We start from the raw sequence: 16719 nt of genomic DNA, 5'->3' as shown, positions 1-16719 counted from the left end.
GATGGCGTTGACGTTGTACGAGACCACGCCGCCGCCCAGGCCGTCCGCGCTGTCGCGCCAGTCGCCGGTCGGATGGCCGTCCTTCAGGTGGATCAGCGTGGCCACGCCCGGCCGCAGCGCATAGTCGCCGGCCAGCCGCAGCACCAGGCGCAGATTGCGGCTCAGGGCGGCGCCGCGCGGCTGGCCGTCGGCGCCCGGCCCGGCCAGCCACTGCGCAGCCCTGCCGGGCTGCTCCAGCAGATAGGCCATGGCCACCGGCGCCAGCATGAAATCGTCGTCGACCATCTTGTAGTCGTACACCGGCTCGCCGCCGCCGCCGTGCAGCAGCGCGCACTCGCCGATGTCCTCCTCGTGCGCCACCGCGCCGTGCGGATCGAGCCGGTCCAGCACCGACGCCAGGCCGGCCTCGACCGCCTGCGGCGTCAGCGCCGGCATCAGCAGCAGCAGCGACATCAGGGTGTCGCGCCCGAAATAGGTGTTGAAGCGCCACGAGCCGGCCAGCAGCTTGTCGCGGTAGCTCAGGAATGCCAGGCTCTGGCGCGCGCGCAGCGTGCCGGCCGCCGGATCGCGCAACAGCTGGGCCGGCGGCAGCGGCTGCAGCGCCGGCTCGCCCGACAGCGCGGTCAGCCGCAGGCGCAGGCTGCGTCCGGCCGCCGCGCTCAGCGTGATGCGGCCGTGGGCGTCGGTGTCGACGCGGCCGTTGAGCACCTCCAGTCCGATGGCGTAGCCGGCGGCGCCGTCGAGGCGGTCGCGCGACCAGCGCACGCTGTCGCTGGTGAAGTGGACGGCGTTGTGCATGCCGAGCGGCAGGCGGCCGTCGTGCTGGTAGTCGCGCAGCACGCGCGCCGAGCTGAGCACGGCGCCGCTGACGGTCAGCGTGGCGCGGTCGACGCCGATCTCGGTGGCGATGCCGTACAGCGGGCGGCCCTGGTCGTCGCGGCCTTGCACGGCCTGGATCTGGGCGGCGCCGTTCCAGCGCACCGGCGCCCCGTCCGGCTTGAACCACAGGCCGGTGGCGCTGTTCCCGGCCGGGAAGGCGGCCAGCAGGCGCGGCGCATCGCCGGAGCTCAGCAGCAGGTGCGCGGCGACCGGCCCCTGGCGCAGGAATTCATTGGCGACCAGGCCCTCCGGCAGCGAGAAGCGCAGGGCGGGTTCGGCGGGGTCGGGCAGCGGGTGGATCTGTTCCATCGGGAGTTCCAAAAACGGGTGGGGAAAACCGGCCGGCGCGCACGCCGGCCGGGAAAAATAATGCCGGGCCTAGGGCAGCGTGAACGTCGCGCGGCCGGCGCCGACGCCGCGCAGCTCAAGCCGCTTCCAGCGCTTGGGCAATGCGGTCTTGCGCTGGCTGATGCCCTGGTCGTCGATGCGCAGGCCGCCCAGGCCGAACAGCAGCGCCTGCAGGGTGCCGCCGGCGCCGGTGGCGAAATACGGGTTGCCGCCGCCGGGGTATTCCTCCAGCACGCCGAACGGCGCCAGGCGCAGGCCCTGGTAGCTGCGCTGGAAGGCCTGGTACGCCTGCTCGGCCTGGCCGGCGCGCGCGTGCAGCGTGGCGACGATGGACAGCCCCATGGCCGGCCCCTCCGGCGCCAGCCGCGGCGCGTAGTAGGCCAGGTCCTGGGCGATGCGGGCCGGGTCGCTGACGATGTCGAGCGGATAGGCCAGCAGGTTGACGTCGGCCTGCTTGATCGGCACGCCGTCGTAGCTGGCGTTCTCGCGCGTGGTGCCGTCGGCGAAGCGCAGGATGGGGATGTTGGCGGCCACCAGTTCCCAGTCGGGATCGGGCGCGACGCCCAGTTCGCGCGCGGCCTGGGCCGCATAGCGCAGCACGGTGATCGCCATGCCGTTGGTGAAGGCGTTGTTGTCGATGTTCTCCTGCCACTCGTTGGCGCCGATCACATTGTTGATCTCGTAGCGGCCCGGCCCCTGGCGTTCGACCCGGCTGGCCCAGAAGTCGGCCACTTCCTTCAGCACCGGATAGCCGCGCTCGCGCAGCCACTGCTTGTCGTGGGTGACCTGGTAGTACTTCCAGAACGCCCAGCCGACGCAGCCGGTGATGTGCTGCTGGAACGGTCCGGTCAGCGCCGGCACCGGCGTGACCTCGTGGCCCTCGCTGGCCGACTCCCACGGGAACATCGCGCCCCGGTAGCCGTGGTTGCGTGCGTTCTCGCGCGCCGCGCCGAGGCGCTGGAAGCGGTATTCGAGCATCGATTTGGCCAGCTCGGGCTTGAGCGCCAGCAGCGGCGGCAGCATCCACAGCTCGGCGTCCCAGAACACGTGGCCGTTGTAGCCCAATCCTGACAAGCCCATCGGCGACAGGCTGAAGGCCGTACCTTCGCGCGCGAACGCGTACAGGTGGTACAGCGCCAGGCGCATGTCGCGCTGGGCTTGCGGATCGCCGTCGATGACGATGTCGCTGGTCCACAGGGCTTCCCAGGCCTGGAGGTGGGCCGCCATCAGGCGCTCGCGCCCCTGCAGCGCGGCGTACACGGTCAGGCGCTCGGCCTCGTTGTGCGGGTCGGCCAGGTGGGCCGAGGACAGCATCGAGCCGACCACCGAGAAGCGCAGCGTCTCGCCGGCCTTGAGCGAACGGCTGAACTTGGCCGAATGGCGGTTGTAGTCGCCGTCCTCGTGCACCAGCTCCGGCCGGGCGCCGCGCTCGAAGATGAAGCTGACGGCGGCGGCGACGGTATGCCGCCCCGACGGGCTCTTGGCCACCGAGCTCATGAGCGGAATGCGCGCGTGCGGCCGGTCGATCTGGGCGTACAGCTGCCTGACGTCGCGCAGGATGTCGGGCGCCTCGATCAGCGCCGATGGCGTGACCGTGGTGTCGCGCCGCGCCATGATCTCCACCGTGGCCAGCGCGGTGTAGGGCAGCTGGCGCAGGGCGGCGATGCTGTGCCGGACGTGGACCTTGTCCTTGAGGTCGAACTCGGTGATCAGCAGCGCCCGCTTCATGTCCAGCGTTTGCCGCAGGCCCGACACGTGGGCCGCGTCGGCGCGCTGGCCATCGACGTCGAGATTGATGTTCATGAAGTTGAAGCCCTTCAGGATGTTGTCGACCCGGCCGCGGCCGTAGGTGTCGAACGCGCCGTTGAGGACCACTTCGCCCATCGTCATCGGCTCGGCCGAGGACACCAGGCCCAGCACGCCATTGGCGACCGTCACGCCGTGATAGCGGGCCGGATCGATGGCCGGGGCGACGATGGTCCAGTCCTCGTCCGCGCCGGCGTGCACCGCCGAACTGACCAGCAACGCTGCAATGCTAAGGTATTTCATCATGGATGGATTCTTCCGCCTGAAAAAAATCCGGCCGACGCGCGCGCCGGCCGGCAAAGGACGCACAATCAGAACGACGCGGTCAGGCTGAACTGCATGTTGCGGCCCAGGATGGCGCGCGCAAAGAAGTAGTTGCCGCCGGCGACCTCGGTGAATCCGGCGCGCGGATTGCCCTCGGTCAGGCCGATGGTGTTGGTCAGGTTCTGCACGCTCAGGTTCAGCGCCAGCGTCGGCGTCAACTGGTAGTTCGCGCCCAGGTCCACCGTGTGGTAGGCCGGCAGCACGAAGGAGTTGGCGGCGTCGGCGTAGCGCTTGCCGACCTGGTGGTAGGACAGGTAGACCTCCCCCTTGTTATCCGGCAGCAGCAGGGCCGGCGTAATCGTGTAGTTCTGGTCCGGCGAGCGCTCCGGGTGCGAGCCCAGGCTGGCGGTGTTGACGGTCGACGCCGACGGCCCGCTGACGCTCTTGATGTTCATCGACGACTTCTGCACCACGCCGGTCAGGTTGACGCGGGCGTAGCGCAGCGGCTTCCATTGCAGGTCGTACTCCAGGCCGTTGACGATGATGTCGCCGCCGATCTTGGTTTCCAGGCTGTCGCCTTCGAGCAGGCGGCTGAACTGGTAGTTCTTGAAGTTGGTGCGGAACGCCGTCAGCGAGGCGGAGAAGCCGCGCCGCTGGTAGCGCGCGCCCAGCTCGCCAAAGCTGATGCGGGTCACCGGGTTCTCGTTGTTGGCCTGGTAGCTTTGCGAATAGCGCGCGTAGGCCGCCAGGTTGTCGTTGATCAGGTAATTGGCGCCGGCCGTGGCCGAGCTGTGGTTGGCGGCGCCGTTGTCGACGTAGTCGTACTGGCCGTTGAAGGCCGGCATGGTGTTGTTGACCATGATGTTGTCGGCGTCGCTGCCGTCCGGCTTGCTCGATCCCGGTATCGCCACGGTCGAGCCCTGCGGGCGCCAGGCGCGGTAGTGGAAATGCTCCAGGCGCATGCCGGCGTCCACCCGCAGGCGCTCGTTGAACTGGTACTCGTCGTTCAGGTACAGGTTCTGCGACGACAGCGAGGAGCGGCTCAGGCCCACGCCCCACGGGTTGTATTCCAGCACGCCCTTGTCGGTCAGCTGGCCGACCACCTTGCCGGCGCCGTCGATGGCGACGATGTCGAGGCGGGCCGGGTTGTTCCTCACCTCGCCCAGGAAGCGGGTGTTGCCGTCGTTGCCGCCCTGTTCATCCTGGTCGATGGTCAGCAGGCCGGCGGTCAGGCTGTTGCCGGCCGCGGTCCAGGTGACGCTCAGATCGTTGACGAAGTTCTGGCGGTAGGCGCGGTTCTTGGCCGAGATGTTGTCCGTCAGCAGGCCGTTGCCGCTGACGTTGGCGAGATTGGCGCCGGCGTACACGGTGCCGCTGGCCACGCCGCGGATGGCCGCCGTGGTGCCGGGGAAGCGCGCCAGCATGGCCTTGATGTCGCCGTTGGTGGCCGGGTTCAGGCGGTCGGCGGCCGAGCGCAGGCTGTTGTTGTCGAAGGTGAACACCGCGTTGAAGTCGTTCTTGAAGTCGGTGTAGCGGCCCTTGGAGCGCACCGTGAAGGCGTCGCTCAGGCGCTGTTCGAAGGCGTAGCCGACCGAGGTCGACTTGGTGGCCACGCCGTCGTTCAAGTCGTTGGTCTGGATGCCGTTGGAGTTGCGGCCGGCCTGCACGCCGTTGTCCGCGCTCAGCAAGGTGCCGTAGTTGCCGTTGAAGCCGGGCACCGGCTGCGGATTGGACGGGTTCTGGAACGGCGTCGGCAGCAGGAAGGTGTTGTGGTCGTTGACCAGCTTGACGTTGACGCTGAATTCGCCGCCGCCCCATTTGCGGCCCGCGTAGGCGCGCAGCAGGCCGCCATGGTCGGCGGTGAAGCCGATGTCGCGCACCGAGTCGGCGCGGCGGTAGAAGCCGCCGAAGCCGGCGTACCAGCCGTTGCCCAGCGCGCCGCCGTAGCGCAGGTCGATGCGCCGGGTGCCGTAGTCGGAGCCGGTCAGGCGCAGCGCGCCCTCCGGTTCGTCCTTGGCGCGCACCGTGATGAAGTTGACGGTGGCGCCGGCGCCGTTGACCGTCAGGATGCCGGAGGTGCCGCCGCGCACCGCCTCCATGCGGTCGATCGACAGTTCCTGCTTGAGCACGGCGTCGGCCAGGCCCGGATGGTAGAACACCGGCAGCCCGTCCTCGGACAGCTGGACGAAGTTCTGGCCGCCGCCGGCCAGGCCGCGCACCGTGTAGTTGTTGGACACCTCGCCGCCGGAGTCCTCGACCATCATGCCGGGGATCAGTTCCAGCGCGCTGGCGGTGCTGCGCGGCGCCTTGCGGTCGAGGTCGGCGCGGTCGGCGCTGGTGACGGCCACCGAGCTCTCGCGCACGGTGCGCTTGAGCGAGGTGCTGCCGGTGACCACCACCTGGTTGAGCTTGTCGTCGGCGCGGTCCTGGCTGGCGCCGCCGATGTCGGCGGCGGCGGCGGCGCCTTCCTGCGCCTGTGCCTGATGTGTCAACGCCCACACAGCCAGCGTGATGGTGGACAGCAAATAACGCTTGCGATTCTTCATTTTTGTCTCCGTCTATTATCTTTTTAACTATAACTGTATAAGCGGTCGCTGCGGTGTGGCTGGGGATCGGCGCTGACGGATCTTGCTGTTTTCCGAAATTATCGATTGAGCAACCGGTGTTTCATTTGTGCGCAACCGGTTGCGCAACGAAATAATTATGCAGCGTTCCAAACCGAATTGCAATTTATTCCGCTTCAACGATGCAATTAGCAACACATGCGGCGAAACCGGCAAATGGCGGTATCATGCCGCTTTTGGATGGCGTGCCAGGGCCGGGGGAAGCGCAGTGAAGATGACGTTGGACCAACTTGCATTGAATCTCGGCCTGTCGAAAGGCACGGTCAGCCGCGCGCTCAACGGCAAAGGCCGCATGGCCGAAGAAACCCGCCAACGCATCCTGGCCGCGATGAACGCCTCCGGCTACTCGCCCGATCCGACCGCGCGCGAATTGAGCCGGCGTTCGCGCCACAGCGTCGGCATCTCCTTGAGCAAGGGCGGCTTCGGTCCCTACTTCACCCTGTTCTGGCGCGCCCTGGTGCAGGTGGCCGGTGAACGCGGCACCCGCTTTGTCGAAATGAACGAGCCGCTGGACACCTATGCCCGGCTGCCGGACGCGGTGCTGCTGCACAACACCGAAGCGGTGCAGGAACGCCTGGCGCTGCTGGCGCAACGCAAGGTGCCGGCGGTGGTGCTGGGCCACCAGCCGAACGCCGCCTTCGTGGTGCCGGACGACGCCGGCGGCGGCGCGGCCGCCACCCGCTGCCTGCTGGAACTGGGTCACCGCGCGATCGGCTTTGTCGGCATGCCAACCGCGCAGCAATCCGACGTCGACCGCCGGCACGGCTACCGCGCGGCACTGGCGGAGGCCGGCGTCGCGCTGCGTCCGGAACTTGAGCTGGACGGGCAGTTCTCGGTGCTGGGCGGCTATCGGGCCGTGCGGCGCGCATGGGAGGGCGGGTTGCGCTTCACGGCCTTGTTCTGCGCCAGCGACGAGATGGCGATAGGCGCCATCGGCGCGCTTGAAGACCTGGGCTTGCGGATGCCGGAGCAGGTGTCGGTGGTCGGCTTCGACGGCCTGCCGGGCATGCCCTACGACCTGACCACGGTGGTGCAGGACATCGAGCGCATCGCGGTGGAAGCCATCACCCTGGCCGAGGAGTTGATCGACGGCGGACCGCTGCGCGAGATCGTGGTGCCGGTGCGGCTGCATCTGGGCGCCACCACGGCCGCCTGCATGCAGCCGGGGTGACGCGCCGCGCGCGCCGGTGGGTATAATAGCAAAAGATCAACAACCATTCCGGGGATATCCATGCGTATTTCGCAGGCAGCACGTTCCACCTTGACCTTCCTTGCCACCCTGTTGTGCGCCGGCTGCGTGGCCATCGTGCCGCAGTCCGGCCATGCCTCGTCCACGACCGGCGCCGACGGCGGCCCGGCGTTCTGCCAGACCTCGCCCGACGGCAAGGCGGTGGCCTGCGGCCCCGCCGCCAGCTTCTGCCAGAAATCATCGGCCGGCAACGCGGTCGCCTGCGGATACAAGGCCAGCTTCTGCGACACCTCGTCCGACGGCAAGCAAGTCGCCTGCGGCGGCCAGGCCTCGTTCTGCGCCAAGTCGGCCGACGGCAGCGCCGTGGCCTGCGGCGGCGAAGCTTCCTACTGCGAAAAATCGGCCGATGGCCAGCACGTGGCTTGCGGCGGCAAGGCGAGCTTCTGCGAACAGTCGGCCAACGGCCACGAGGTCGCGTGCGGCGGCCAGGCATCCTTCTGCCAGGCCTCGCCGGACGGCTCGTCGGTGGCCTGCGGCGGCCGCTGACGCCCAGCCAGCAGATCAGCCGCTACCAGCGGTGGCGGCGCTCGAGTAAGAACAGCTGCGCCGCCAGACTTACCATCAGCAAGCCACTGACAAGAAACAAGCCATCGTCGATATTTTCCACGAAGGGATTTCGAGCGCTTGCTCGCCGAAAGCGGCTACGCACAATCGCCTAACCGCCCCTTCCTCCCACCGCCCCCCGATCCACGCGCTTCGCCCGGAGCGCCGGGCGGCGTGGCTTGCCTCCCGCACCTTCCAAACCCAGCCGCACGGCACCACACGATTCTCACCCGCAATAGCTTGATATTGCCGGTCGCGTCAATCCACTTCCCCTTGGAAATTTAAGGCTACAAAAGTAGCACATGCCCCGTTTTGGTGCATTGACGTTTGTCAAATCGCCAATGATGCAAGTAAGTTATCGTTCGGCCTGTCTTTGATCTGACGCAGAAAAACCACTCGTCAAACTTGAACTTTTTTGAGCCGCATCAGTAGCTTGCCTACGACTGAAAGGAACCCCTGGATGACACAGTATTCCGACATTTGCATCATTGGCGCCGGCCTGGGAGGGTTGGCATGTGCAACTCAGTTGATTAAAGCCGCTTTCGGCAAGCATCTCCGCATCCGCATCTTCGATCTGAACGCCAGGGTCGGCGGACGCATCCAGTCGCGCATGGTGGGCGACGAGGTCGCCGAACTGGGCGCGGCCCGCTACTCGCCGCAGCTGCATCCGCATTTCGACGAGCTCATGCAGGACAGCGGACTGGAGCACGCGACCTATCCCTTCACCGAGGTGGCCGCCGGCGGACGCGAGCAGGAAAAGCTCAAGTCCACGCTGCACAGCCTGAGCGCGATGCTGAAGGAACACCCGACCGAGTCCTTCCTGGAATTCGTCAGCCACTACCTGGGCGAGGCGGAAGCCATCCGCATGATCAAGGCCACCGGCTACGACGCCTTGCTGCTGCCCATCGTCTCCGGCGCCATGGCCTACGACATCATCAAGAAGCATCCGGAAACGCAAAGCTTCACCGAGAACGCCGGCAACGAATGGCGCTACGCCATCGAAGGCTACGCCGGACTGCTGGCCCAGCTGCAACGCCAGGCGCAGGCCGCCGGCGTGGAGTTCCAGATGGAGCACCGGCTGCTGTCGGTCGAACGCGCCGGCGCCGACCACGTGCTCGTCTTCAGCCACCAGGGCGATACCACGGTGCACCGCACCCGCCACCTGATCATGGCCGTGCCGCCATCGGCGATGCCGCAGCTGAACCTGGATTTCCCGTCCGCGTGGAGCTCGTTCGAATACGATTCCCTGCCCCTGTTCAAAGGCTTCCTGACCTTCGACCACGCCTGGTGGCAAGCGCTCGGCCTGACCGACAAGGTGGTGATGACCAACAACCCGCTGCGCAAGATCTACTTCAAGGGCGACCAGTACCTGCTGTTCTACAACGACAGCGACAGCGCCAGCTATTGGCGGGAATGCCTGGAGCAGGGCGAGGACGCGTACCTGGAACAGGTGCGCCGCCACCTGGAGGAAGCGCTGCCGCTGGACGGCCAGCCTATGCCGCCGATCAAGGGACATTTCCACAAGCACTGGCCGCACGGCGTCGAGTTCTACACCGATCCGCACAGCGCGCATCCGGCCGTGCTGCTGCACCAGGACGGCATCATCTCCTGCTCGGACGCCTACACCCAGCACTGCGGCTGGATGGAGGGCAGCCTGATCAGCGCGCGCCACGCCACCCGCCTGCTGCTGGAGCGCCTGCGCCAGCAAGCCGAAGCAGCCGGCGAGGCCGATGCGCTGGCCACCACGTCGGCAGAGGGCGCATGAGCATCCTCGACCTGCCCCGGCTGCACTTCCGCGGCTTCGCGCGCGCCAACGTCCCGACCGCGAACCGCAACACGCACGGCCACATCGACATCGCCACCAACGCGATCTCGATGGCGGGCGCGCCGTTCGACCTGAGCCGCCCGCCGTCCGAGTTCCACCAGCACCTCAGGCAGCTCGAGCCCCGCTTCAACGCCGCCGGCAAGCCGGCCCCGGAAGGCGTGTTCAGCCAGGCGGCCGGCTACAACTTCTGCGGCAACAACCACTTTTCGTGGGAGAACGTCCGCATCACCGGCGTGCAGCTGCAGGAAGGGGACATCGACACGGAGGACGCACTGGTCGGCGCCAGGCTGGCCTTGTGGGGACACTACAACGACTACCTGCGCACCACCTTCAACCGTGCTCGGTGGGTCGACAACAACCCGGGCCAGCCGGACACCACGCTGATCTACGCCGGCCAGTTCACGCTGAGCGGCAAGCTGGCCACGCCGCACACCCCGGCGCTGTTCAGCGCCGACATCCCGCAGGCGCATTCGGTGCGCTGGCTCGGCCACGGCCACGTCACCGAGCGCAGCGGCCACTTCCTCGACGAGGAATTCGGCCGTTCGCGCCTGTTCCAGTTCTCGGTGGCCAAGCAGGACCGCAACTTCCTGTTCAATCCCGACGCGCCGCTGCCATCCAGCATGTGCGCGCTGCAGCACGCACTGGACGACGACGACGTGCTGGGCCTGACCATCCAGTACGCGCTGTTCAACATGTCGACGCCGTTGAAGCCCGATTCGCCGGTGTTCTACGACTTGGCCGGCAGCATCGGCCTGTGGCGCCGCGACGAGCTGGCCACCTACCCCAGCGGCCGCCTGCTGCTGCCGCAACAGGGCAGCTTGGGGCCGGTGATGGTGAAGCTGCACGCGGACCGCGTCTCGCTCAACATGCCGACCGCCATCCCCTACACCACGCGCGCCGCCCATGCCGTCTCCGAACAGCATCCCACGCACGCGCTCGGAGGCAAGCAGGCGCTGGGCGACCTCGCGCTGCACGACGCGGCGGGCACGCTGGTGGCGCGCATTCCCGAGCAGCTGTACCTGGACCACCGGCGCCACAACGGTGTGTTCGACGTGCCGCTGCGGCACGGCGCCACGCCGTCCGGCGCGCTGCGCCTGGGCAGCGCGCACGCGCAATGGGACGAGGCCGACTGGGTGCTGCAGTCCGACAGCAACCAGCTGTACCTGGAAGCGCCCAACTGTGGACAACAACAGGATTATCCACAGACGATCACGCTGCAAAGCCGCTTCCGCGGCAAGCTGGCCGCGCACCCGGCGCTGACCGCGCAGGCGCAGGACGCCGGCATGCTGGCGCTGCAACTGCAACCGTCCGCATGCGGCGAAGGCTACGTCGACCTGACCGTCACCGGCCGCCGCCCCGGCGCCACCCGCATCGTGCTGGGCGAAGGCCGGGAAGCGCAGCACATCGGCGCACGCGTGCTGCCTGACGACTGGCACCTGGACGACGTCCCCGCCGAACAGGTCGACTACGACTTCCTGTACCGGCACGTGATGAGCTACTACGAGCTGGTCTATCCCTTCATGTCGGACAAGGTGTTCAGCCTGGCGGACCAGTGCAAGACCGAAACCTACTCGCGCCTGATGTGGCAAATGTGCGATCCGCAAAACCGCGACAAGAGCTACTACATGCCGAGCACGCGCGAGCTGTCGCTGCCGAAGTCGCGCCTGTTCCTGAAATACCTGACGCAAGTCGAGGCCGCCGCCAGGACCGCGCAGCCGGAACCCGCGACGACGGCGCGCGCCATCGGCAGCAAGGCCGAGCTGATCGCCGAGCTGAAAACAGCGATCGACCTGGAACTGTCGCTGATGCTGCAATACCTGTACGCCGCCTACACGATTCCCAACTACGAGCAGGGCGCGCAGCTGGTGCAGGCCGGCCGCTGGCAACAGGACGAGCTGGAACTGGCCTGCGGCACCGAAGACCGCCGCCGCAACAGCGGCACGCGCGGCGCGCTGCTGGAAATCGCCCACGAGGAAATGATCCACTACCTGGTGGTGAACAACGTGCTGATGGCGCTCGGCGAACCCTTCCACGCCGGCACGCCGCTGCTGGGCGAGCAGGCGCGGCAGCGCTTCGGCCTCGACACCGAGTTCGCCTTCGAACCGTTCTCCGAACATGTGCTGGCCAGGTTCGTGCGCTTCGAATGGCCGGACTACCTGCCCACGCCGGGCAAGTCCATCGCCAGCTTCTACATCGCCATCCGCCAGGCGCTGGCCGAACTGCCCGAGCTGTTCGCCCCCAACGGCGGCAAGCGCGGCGGCGAGCACCACCTGTTCCTCAAGGAGCTGACCAACCGCGCCTATCCAGGCTACCAGCTGGAAGTGTTCGACCGCGACAGCGCGCTGTTCGCGATCGACTTCGTCACCGAGCAGGGCGAGGGCGTGGCGGTCGACTCGCCGCACTTCGCCTCCTCGCACTTCCAGCGGCTGCGCACGATAGCCGGCCAGTACACGACCCGCGCCCAGCCGTTCGAACCGGCCGTGCCGGCGCTGAAGAACCCGGTGCTGGAAGCGCGCACCGACTGCACCGTGGTGACCGACCACAAGGCCCGCTCGCTGATGCAGCTTTACCAGGGCTGCTACGAGCTGACCTTCCAGCTGATGGCGCACCACTTCGCGCAGCAGCCGCTGGGCAGCCTGCGCCGCTCGCGGCTGATGAACGCGTCCATCGACATCATGACCGGCCTGCTGCGGCCCTTGTCGGCGGCGCTGATGAACATGCCGTCCGGCCTGCCGGGCCGCAACGCCGGGCCGCCGGTGCCGATGCCTCCGGGCGCGCAGGTCGACAGCGACTTCAGCCAGGGATGCGAACAACTGGCGTACAAATGCCAGTCGCTGGCGCAGTATGCGCGCGGCCTGCAGGCCGGCGTGGTCGGCCTGGCGCAGATCGAAATGTTGGAGTTCTTTAATCAGCAATTGACCGATTTATCTCGGGGAAGGATGTCAAGGGAAGCGTAATGAAAAAGACCATCATCATTGTCGGCGGCGGGCTGGCCGGCAGCCTGACCGCCATCTACCTGGCCCAGCGCGGATACGACATCCACGTCATCGAAAAGCGCAGCGACCCGCTGCAGGACAACTCCGCCACGGCCGACCCGGTCAGCTCGCGCGCCATCGGCGTCAGCATGACCGTGCGCGGCATCAAGGCCGTGCTGGCGGCCGGCATCAGCCGGCAGGAACTGGAGCAATGCGGCGAGGCCATCGTCGGCATGGCGTTCTGCGTGCGCGGTCAGTTGAAGGTGCGCGAACTGAGCCCGCTGGAAGACATGTTCCCGCTCTCGCTGGACCGCAACGCCTTCCAGCGCCTGCTCAACCGCTACGCCGTCAAGCACAACGTGAAGTACTACTTCGAACACCGCTGCCTGGACGTCGACCTCGAGCACAAGACCGTGCTCATCCAGGGCAAGGGCGGCGTCATGCAGCACCTGCACGGCGACCTGATCATCGGCGCCGACGGTGCCCACTCGGCCGTGCGGCGCGCCATGCAGAGCGGCATGCGGCGCTTCGAATTCAAGCAGAGCTTCTTCCGCCACGGCTACAAGACGCTGGTGCTGCCGAACGCCAAGGAACTGGGCTTCCGCAAGGACCTGCTGTACTTCTTCGGCATGGATTCCAAGGGCCTGTTCGCCGGCCGCGCCGCCACCATCCCGGACGGCAGCATCAGCTTCGCCATCTGCCTGCCCTACAGCGGCATGCCCAGCCTGGCCACGCTGCACCGCGAAACGATGGCGGAGTTCTTTGGCCGCTACTTCAGCATGCTGCCGGAGGCCAGCCGGCAAGCGCTGGTGGACCAGTTCATCGCCCTGCCCAGCAACGACCTGATCAACGTGCGCTCCAGCACCTTCCACTACAAGGGCAACGTGCTGCTGCTGGGCGACTCGGCGCACGCCACCGCGCCCTTCCTCGGCCAGGGCATGAACATGGCGCTGGAGGATGTGTACGTCTTCATCACGCTGCTGGAAAAACACGGCGAGGCGCTGGACGTGGTGCTGTCCGAATTCACCCGCCAGCGCAAGGTGCAGGCGGACGCCATGCAGGACATGGCGATCGCCAACTACGAAGCGCTGAGCAACCCCAATTTCATTTTCTTCCTGCAGACGCGCTACACGCGCTACATGCACAAGAAATTCCCCAATGTTTATCCGCCGGACATGGCGGAGAAACTGTACTTCACATCGGTTCCCTACGATGAGCTGCAGCAAATCCAGAAGAAGCAAAACGTGTGGTACAAACTTGGAAGGGTAAATTAATGAAGATTCTCGTTATCGGCGCCGGCCCGGCAGGATTGATTTTTGCCAGCCAGATGAAACAAGCCCAGCCCAGCTGGGACATCAGCATCGCGGAAAAGAACACCAAGGAAGAAGTGCTGGGCTGGGGCGTGGTGCTGCCCGGACGGCCGCCGCGCCATCCGGCCAATCCGCTGTCCTACCTGGAGCAGCCGGAACTGCTGAACCCGCAGTTCATCGAGGAGTTCAAGCTGGTGCACCGCGACCAGCCCAACCTGATGAGCACCGGCGTGACGCTGTGCGGCGTCGAGCGCCGCGGCCTGGTGCAGGCCCTGCGCGCCAAGTGCGTGGCGGCCGGCATCGCCATCAGCTACGAAACGCCGATGCAAAGCCGGGAGGAGCTGGAGGCCGGGTACGACCTGGTGGTCGTGTCCAACGGCGTCAACCACAAATCGCTGGAGCTGCCGCCGGCGCTGGCGGCGCAGGTCGACTTCGGCCGCAACAAATACATCTGGTACGGCACCACCCAGCTGTTCGACCAGATGAACCTGGTCTTCCGCAGCAACGACAAGGGCATCTTCATCGGCCACGCCTACAAGTACTCGGACACGATGAGCACCTTCATCGTCGAATGCAGCGAGCAAAGCTACGAACGCGCCGGGCTGGACAACATGACCGAACGCGAAGCGGCCGCCTGGATCGCCAGCACCTTCAGCGCCGAGCTGGGCGAGCACGGACTGGTGAGCCAGCCGGGCCAGGGCTGGCGCAACTTCATGACGCTCAGCCACGACCTGGCCTGCGATGGCAAGTTCGTGCTGATCGGCGACGCGCTGCAGTCGGGCCACTTCTCGATCGGCCACGGCACCACGATGGCGGTGGTGGTGGCCCACCTGCTGGTGAAGACGCTGGCCACCGGGCCCGACACCGCCGCCGCGCTGCGCAACTTCAACGAGCGCGCCGTGCCGCTGGTGCAGCTGTTCAAGGAACACGCCAACAGCAGCCGCCGCTGGTTCGAAACCGTCGGCGACCGCATCGGTCTGAGCAACGCCGAGCTGACCATCAGCTTCGACGCCCGCCGCAAGGACCTGCCGCCGCTGCAGGACGCGTTGATGGCCGCCCTCGGCTACGCGCTGGGCCGATAGGAGCCGCCATGCCAGTCCACGCCACGCCGCCGCTGCTGCCGACGCAATGGAGCAGCGCCTACGTCTCCTATTGGTCGCCGATGCGGGAGGAGGACCAGGTCACCTCCGGCTATTGCTGGTTCGACTACGCCCGCAACATCTGCCGCATCGACGGCCTGTTCAACCCCTGGCCGGAGAAAGCGAAGGGCTACCGGCTGTGGATGTCGGAGCTCGGCGACGCCGGGCGCGGGCAAAGCCGCAAGCAGAAGGTGGCTTATGCGAGGGAAGGCACGACGGCCGGCGAGCAGCTGCTGGAGACCGTGCTGGACGACGAGTTGTCGTCCTTCTCCGAGCTGTTCCTGCCGCAAGCGATCCTGCGCGACGGCGGCGCGCTGCACGACGGCCGCCACACCGTGCTGGGCCAGGCCGCCGACGCCTGGGTGGTGGAGCGGCCGGCGGCATCGTCGGTGTTCTACCTGCAGGCCGGCGGCAACCGCCTGCTGCGCATGGTCACCGGCAACGATCCGCACCACCTGTCGGTGCGCGACTTCCCGAACTTCTGCACCGGCGATATCGCGGACAACATTTTCTCGCGCTGACGGCGGCGCGCCCATTCCCCCAATCTTGAAGGAACCCTTTATGCCGTTGGTTGTCTACATACTCGGGTTGACGATCTTTTCGTTGACCACGTCCGAATTCATGGTGGCGGGCATCATGCCGTCGCTGGCCCAGGCGCTGAACGTGCCAGTGACGCAGATCGGCTATCTGATCTCCTTGTACGCCATCGGCATGGTGGTCGGCGGGCCGCTGGCGACGGTGGGCCTGCTCAAGCTGCGCGTGCCCAACAAGCAGGGGCTGATGGGCTTGCTCGGACTGTACGCGCTGGCGCAATCGGTGGCCGCCTCGGCCGACAGCTACGACGTCATGGCCATCGCGCGGGTCGCCACCGGCGTGGCCGGCTCGGCGTGCTTCGGCATGTCGCTGGCGATCAGCGCCGAGGTGGTCAGCCCCACGGTGCGCGGGCGCGCCGCCGCCGTCGTGATCGGCGGCCTGATGCTCGCGGCGGTGGTCGGCGTGCCGGTCACCACGCTCATCGACCAGCACTTGGGATGGCGCGCCAGCTTCTGGCTGGTGGTCGCGCTGACGGGCATGTGCATGGTGCTGGTGGCGCTGCTGGTGCCGCGTTCGCGCTCGTCCGAGCAAATCAGCCTCGGCAGGGAGATGGTGGAGTTCAGGAATCCCCACCTGTGGGCGGCCTACGCCACCAGCGCGCTCATCATCAGCGCCATCTTCGCCGCCTTCAGCTACTTCACGCCCATCCTGATCCAGATCACCGGCTTCGCGCCGTCGGCCATCCCGTGGCTGCTGGGCGCGTACGGCATCGCCAACGTGGTGGGCAACGGCGTGGTGGGACGCTACGCGGACCAGCACGCCATCCTCATCATGGTGTGGGGCATGATCGTGCTGGGCGTCAGCCTGGCGCTGTTCGCGGTGTTCGCGGACGACAAGACGGTCAGCGTCATCCTGCTGGTCGTGACCGGGCTGGTCGGCGTGTCGATGAATCCGGCCATCATCGCCCGCGTGATGAAGACCGCGCATCCCGGGCCGCTGGTCAACACCGTGCACACGTCGGTCATCAACATCGGCCTGGGCGCGGGATCGTGGATAGGCGGCGCCGGCATCGCCGCCGGCTACGGCCTGCGCGCGCCGCTGTGGCTGGGCGTCGCGCTGGCCGTGCTGGCGCTGGTCAGCTTGCTGCCGTATGTCGGACAGAAGGCACGCAGCCTCGACGCGGTGGCCTTGGGCGGCCGCCCATCGCGATCGCCGACGTAGGG

General features: G+C 67.1%; 10 protein-coding genes and 1 pseudogene. 8 read left to right on the top strand and 3 right to left on the bottom strand.

All coding sequences use genetic code 11. The annotated features are described in order from the left end of the window. The 3 genes and pseudogenes from HUX88_RS09545 to HUX88_RS09535 all read right to left on the bottom strand — a co-directional run. Nucleotides 1-1188, bottom strand: a pseudogene (locus tag HUX88_RS09545) (hypothetical protein); the annotation flags it as partial. Between the two features lie 69 nt (nucleotides 1189-1257). After that, nucleotides 1258-3279, bottom strand: a complete 2022-nt coding sequence (locus HUX88_RS09540) for a glycoside hydrolase family 65 protein (protein ID WP_176361611.1) — start codon at nucleotides 3277-3279, stop codon at nucleotides 1258-1260. Between the two features lie 65 nt (nucleotides 3280-3344). Further along, the gene (locus tag HUX88_RS09535) at nucleotides 3345-5843 is read right to left on the bottom strand and encodes a TonB-dependent receptor domain-containing protein (protein ID WP_176361610.1); all 2499 of its coding nucleotides are present in this window, start codon (nucleotides 5841-5843) and stop codon (nucleotides 3345-3347) included. A gap of 292 nt (nucleotides 5844-6135) precedes the next feature. On the opposite strand from HUX88_RS09535, the gene HUX88_RS09530 reads away from it, so the two are divergent. The 8 genes from HUX88_RS09530 to HUX88_RS09495 all read left to right on the top strand — a co-directional run bounded on the left by HUX88_RS09530 (nucleotide 6136) and on the right by HUX88_RS09495 (nucleotide 16717). Continuing rightward, nucleotides 6136-7092, top strand: a complete 957-nt coding sequence (locus HUX88_RS09530; RefSeq protein WP_229219267.1) for a LacI family DNA-binding transcriptional regulator — start codon at nucleotides 6136-6138, stop codon at nucleotides 7090-7092. Nucleotides 7093-7152: 60 nt separating this feature from the next. After that, nucleotides 7153-7656 carry a hypothetical protein gene (locus HUX88_RS09525; RefSeq protein WP_117023939.1) on the top strand — a complete coding sequence of 168 codons (504 nt, stop codon included), beginning with the start codon at nucleotides 7153-7155 and terminating at the stop codon, nucleotides 7654-7656. Between the two features lie 517 nt (nucleotides 7657-8173). Continuing rightward, nucleotides 8174-9478 (top strand): FAD-dependent oxidoreductase, encoded by a 1305-nt coding sequence (locus tag HUX88_RS09520; RefSeq protein ID WP_176361608.1) that lies wholly within the window; start codon nucleotides 8174-8176, stop codon nucleotides 9476-9478. Continuing rightward, the gene (vioB, locus tag HUX88_RS09515; RefSeq protein ID WP_176361607.1) at nucleotides 9475-12495 is read left to right on the top strand and encodes an iminophenyl-pyruvate dimer synthase VioB; all 3021 of its coding nucleotides are present in this window, start codon (nucleotides 9475-9477) and stop codon (nucleotides 12493-12495) included. Before HUX88_RS09520 ends, vioB begins: the two co-directional genes overlap by 4 nt. Next, nucleotides 12495-13787, top strand: a complete 1293-nt coding sequence (locus tag HUX88_RS09510; protein ID WP_117012317.1) for an NAD(P)/FAD-dependent oxidoreductase — start codon at nucleotides 12495-12497, stop codon at nucleotides 13785-13787. The genes vioB and HUX88_RS09510 overlap by 1 nt, the downstream gene beginning before the upstream one ends. After that, complete coding sequence (locus HUX88_RS09505; protein WP_176361606.1) at nucleotides 13787-14905, top strand: tryptophan hydroxylase; 1119 nt, start codon at nucleotides 13787-13789, stop codon at nucleotides 14903-14905. Before HUX88_RS09510 ends, HUX88_RS09505 begins: the two co-directional genes overlap by 1 nt. A gap of 8 nt (nucleotides 14906-14913) precedes the next feature. Continuing rightward, a complete protein-coding gene (gene vioE / locus HUX88_RS09500; RefSeq protein WP_176361605.1) occupies nucleotides 14914-15483 on the top strand; it encodes a violacein biosynthesis enzyme VioE in 570 nt (189 codons plus the stop codon). 40 nt (nucleotides 15484-15523) lie between these two features. After that, nucleotides 15524-16717 (top strand): MFS transporter, encoded by a 1194-nt coding sequence (locus HUX88_RS09495; protein ID WP_176361604.1) that lies wholly within the window; start codon nucleotides 15524-15526, stop codon nucleotides 16715-16717. The last annotated feature ends 2 nt before the right edge of the window (nucleotides 16718-16719 follow it).

Origin of the sequence: Duganella sp. BJB1802 (assembly GCF_013369445.1) — a bacterium.
In the GTDB taxonomy this organism is placed as follows: domain Bacteria; phylum Pseudomonadota; class Gammaproteobacteria; order Burkholderiales; family Burkholderiaceae_D; genus Rugamonas; species Rugamonas vulcania_A.
Note: the sequence above shows the minus strand (reverse complement) of the source record. Positions and strands in the feature narration are given on the sequence as shown.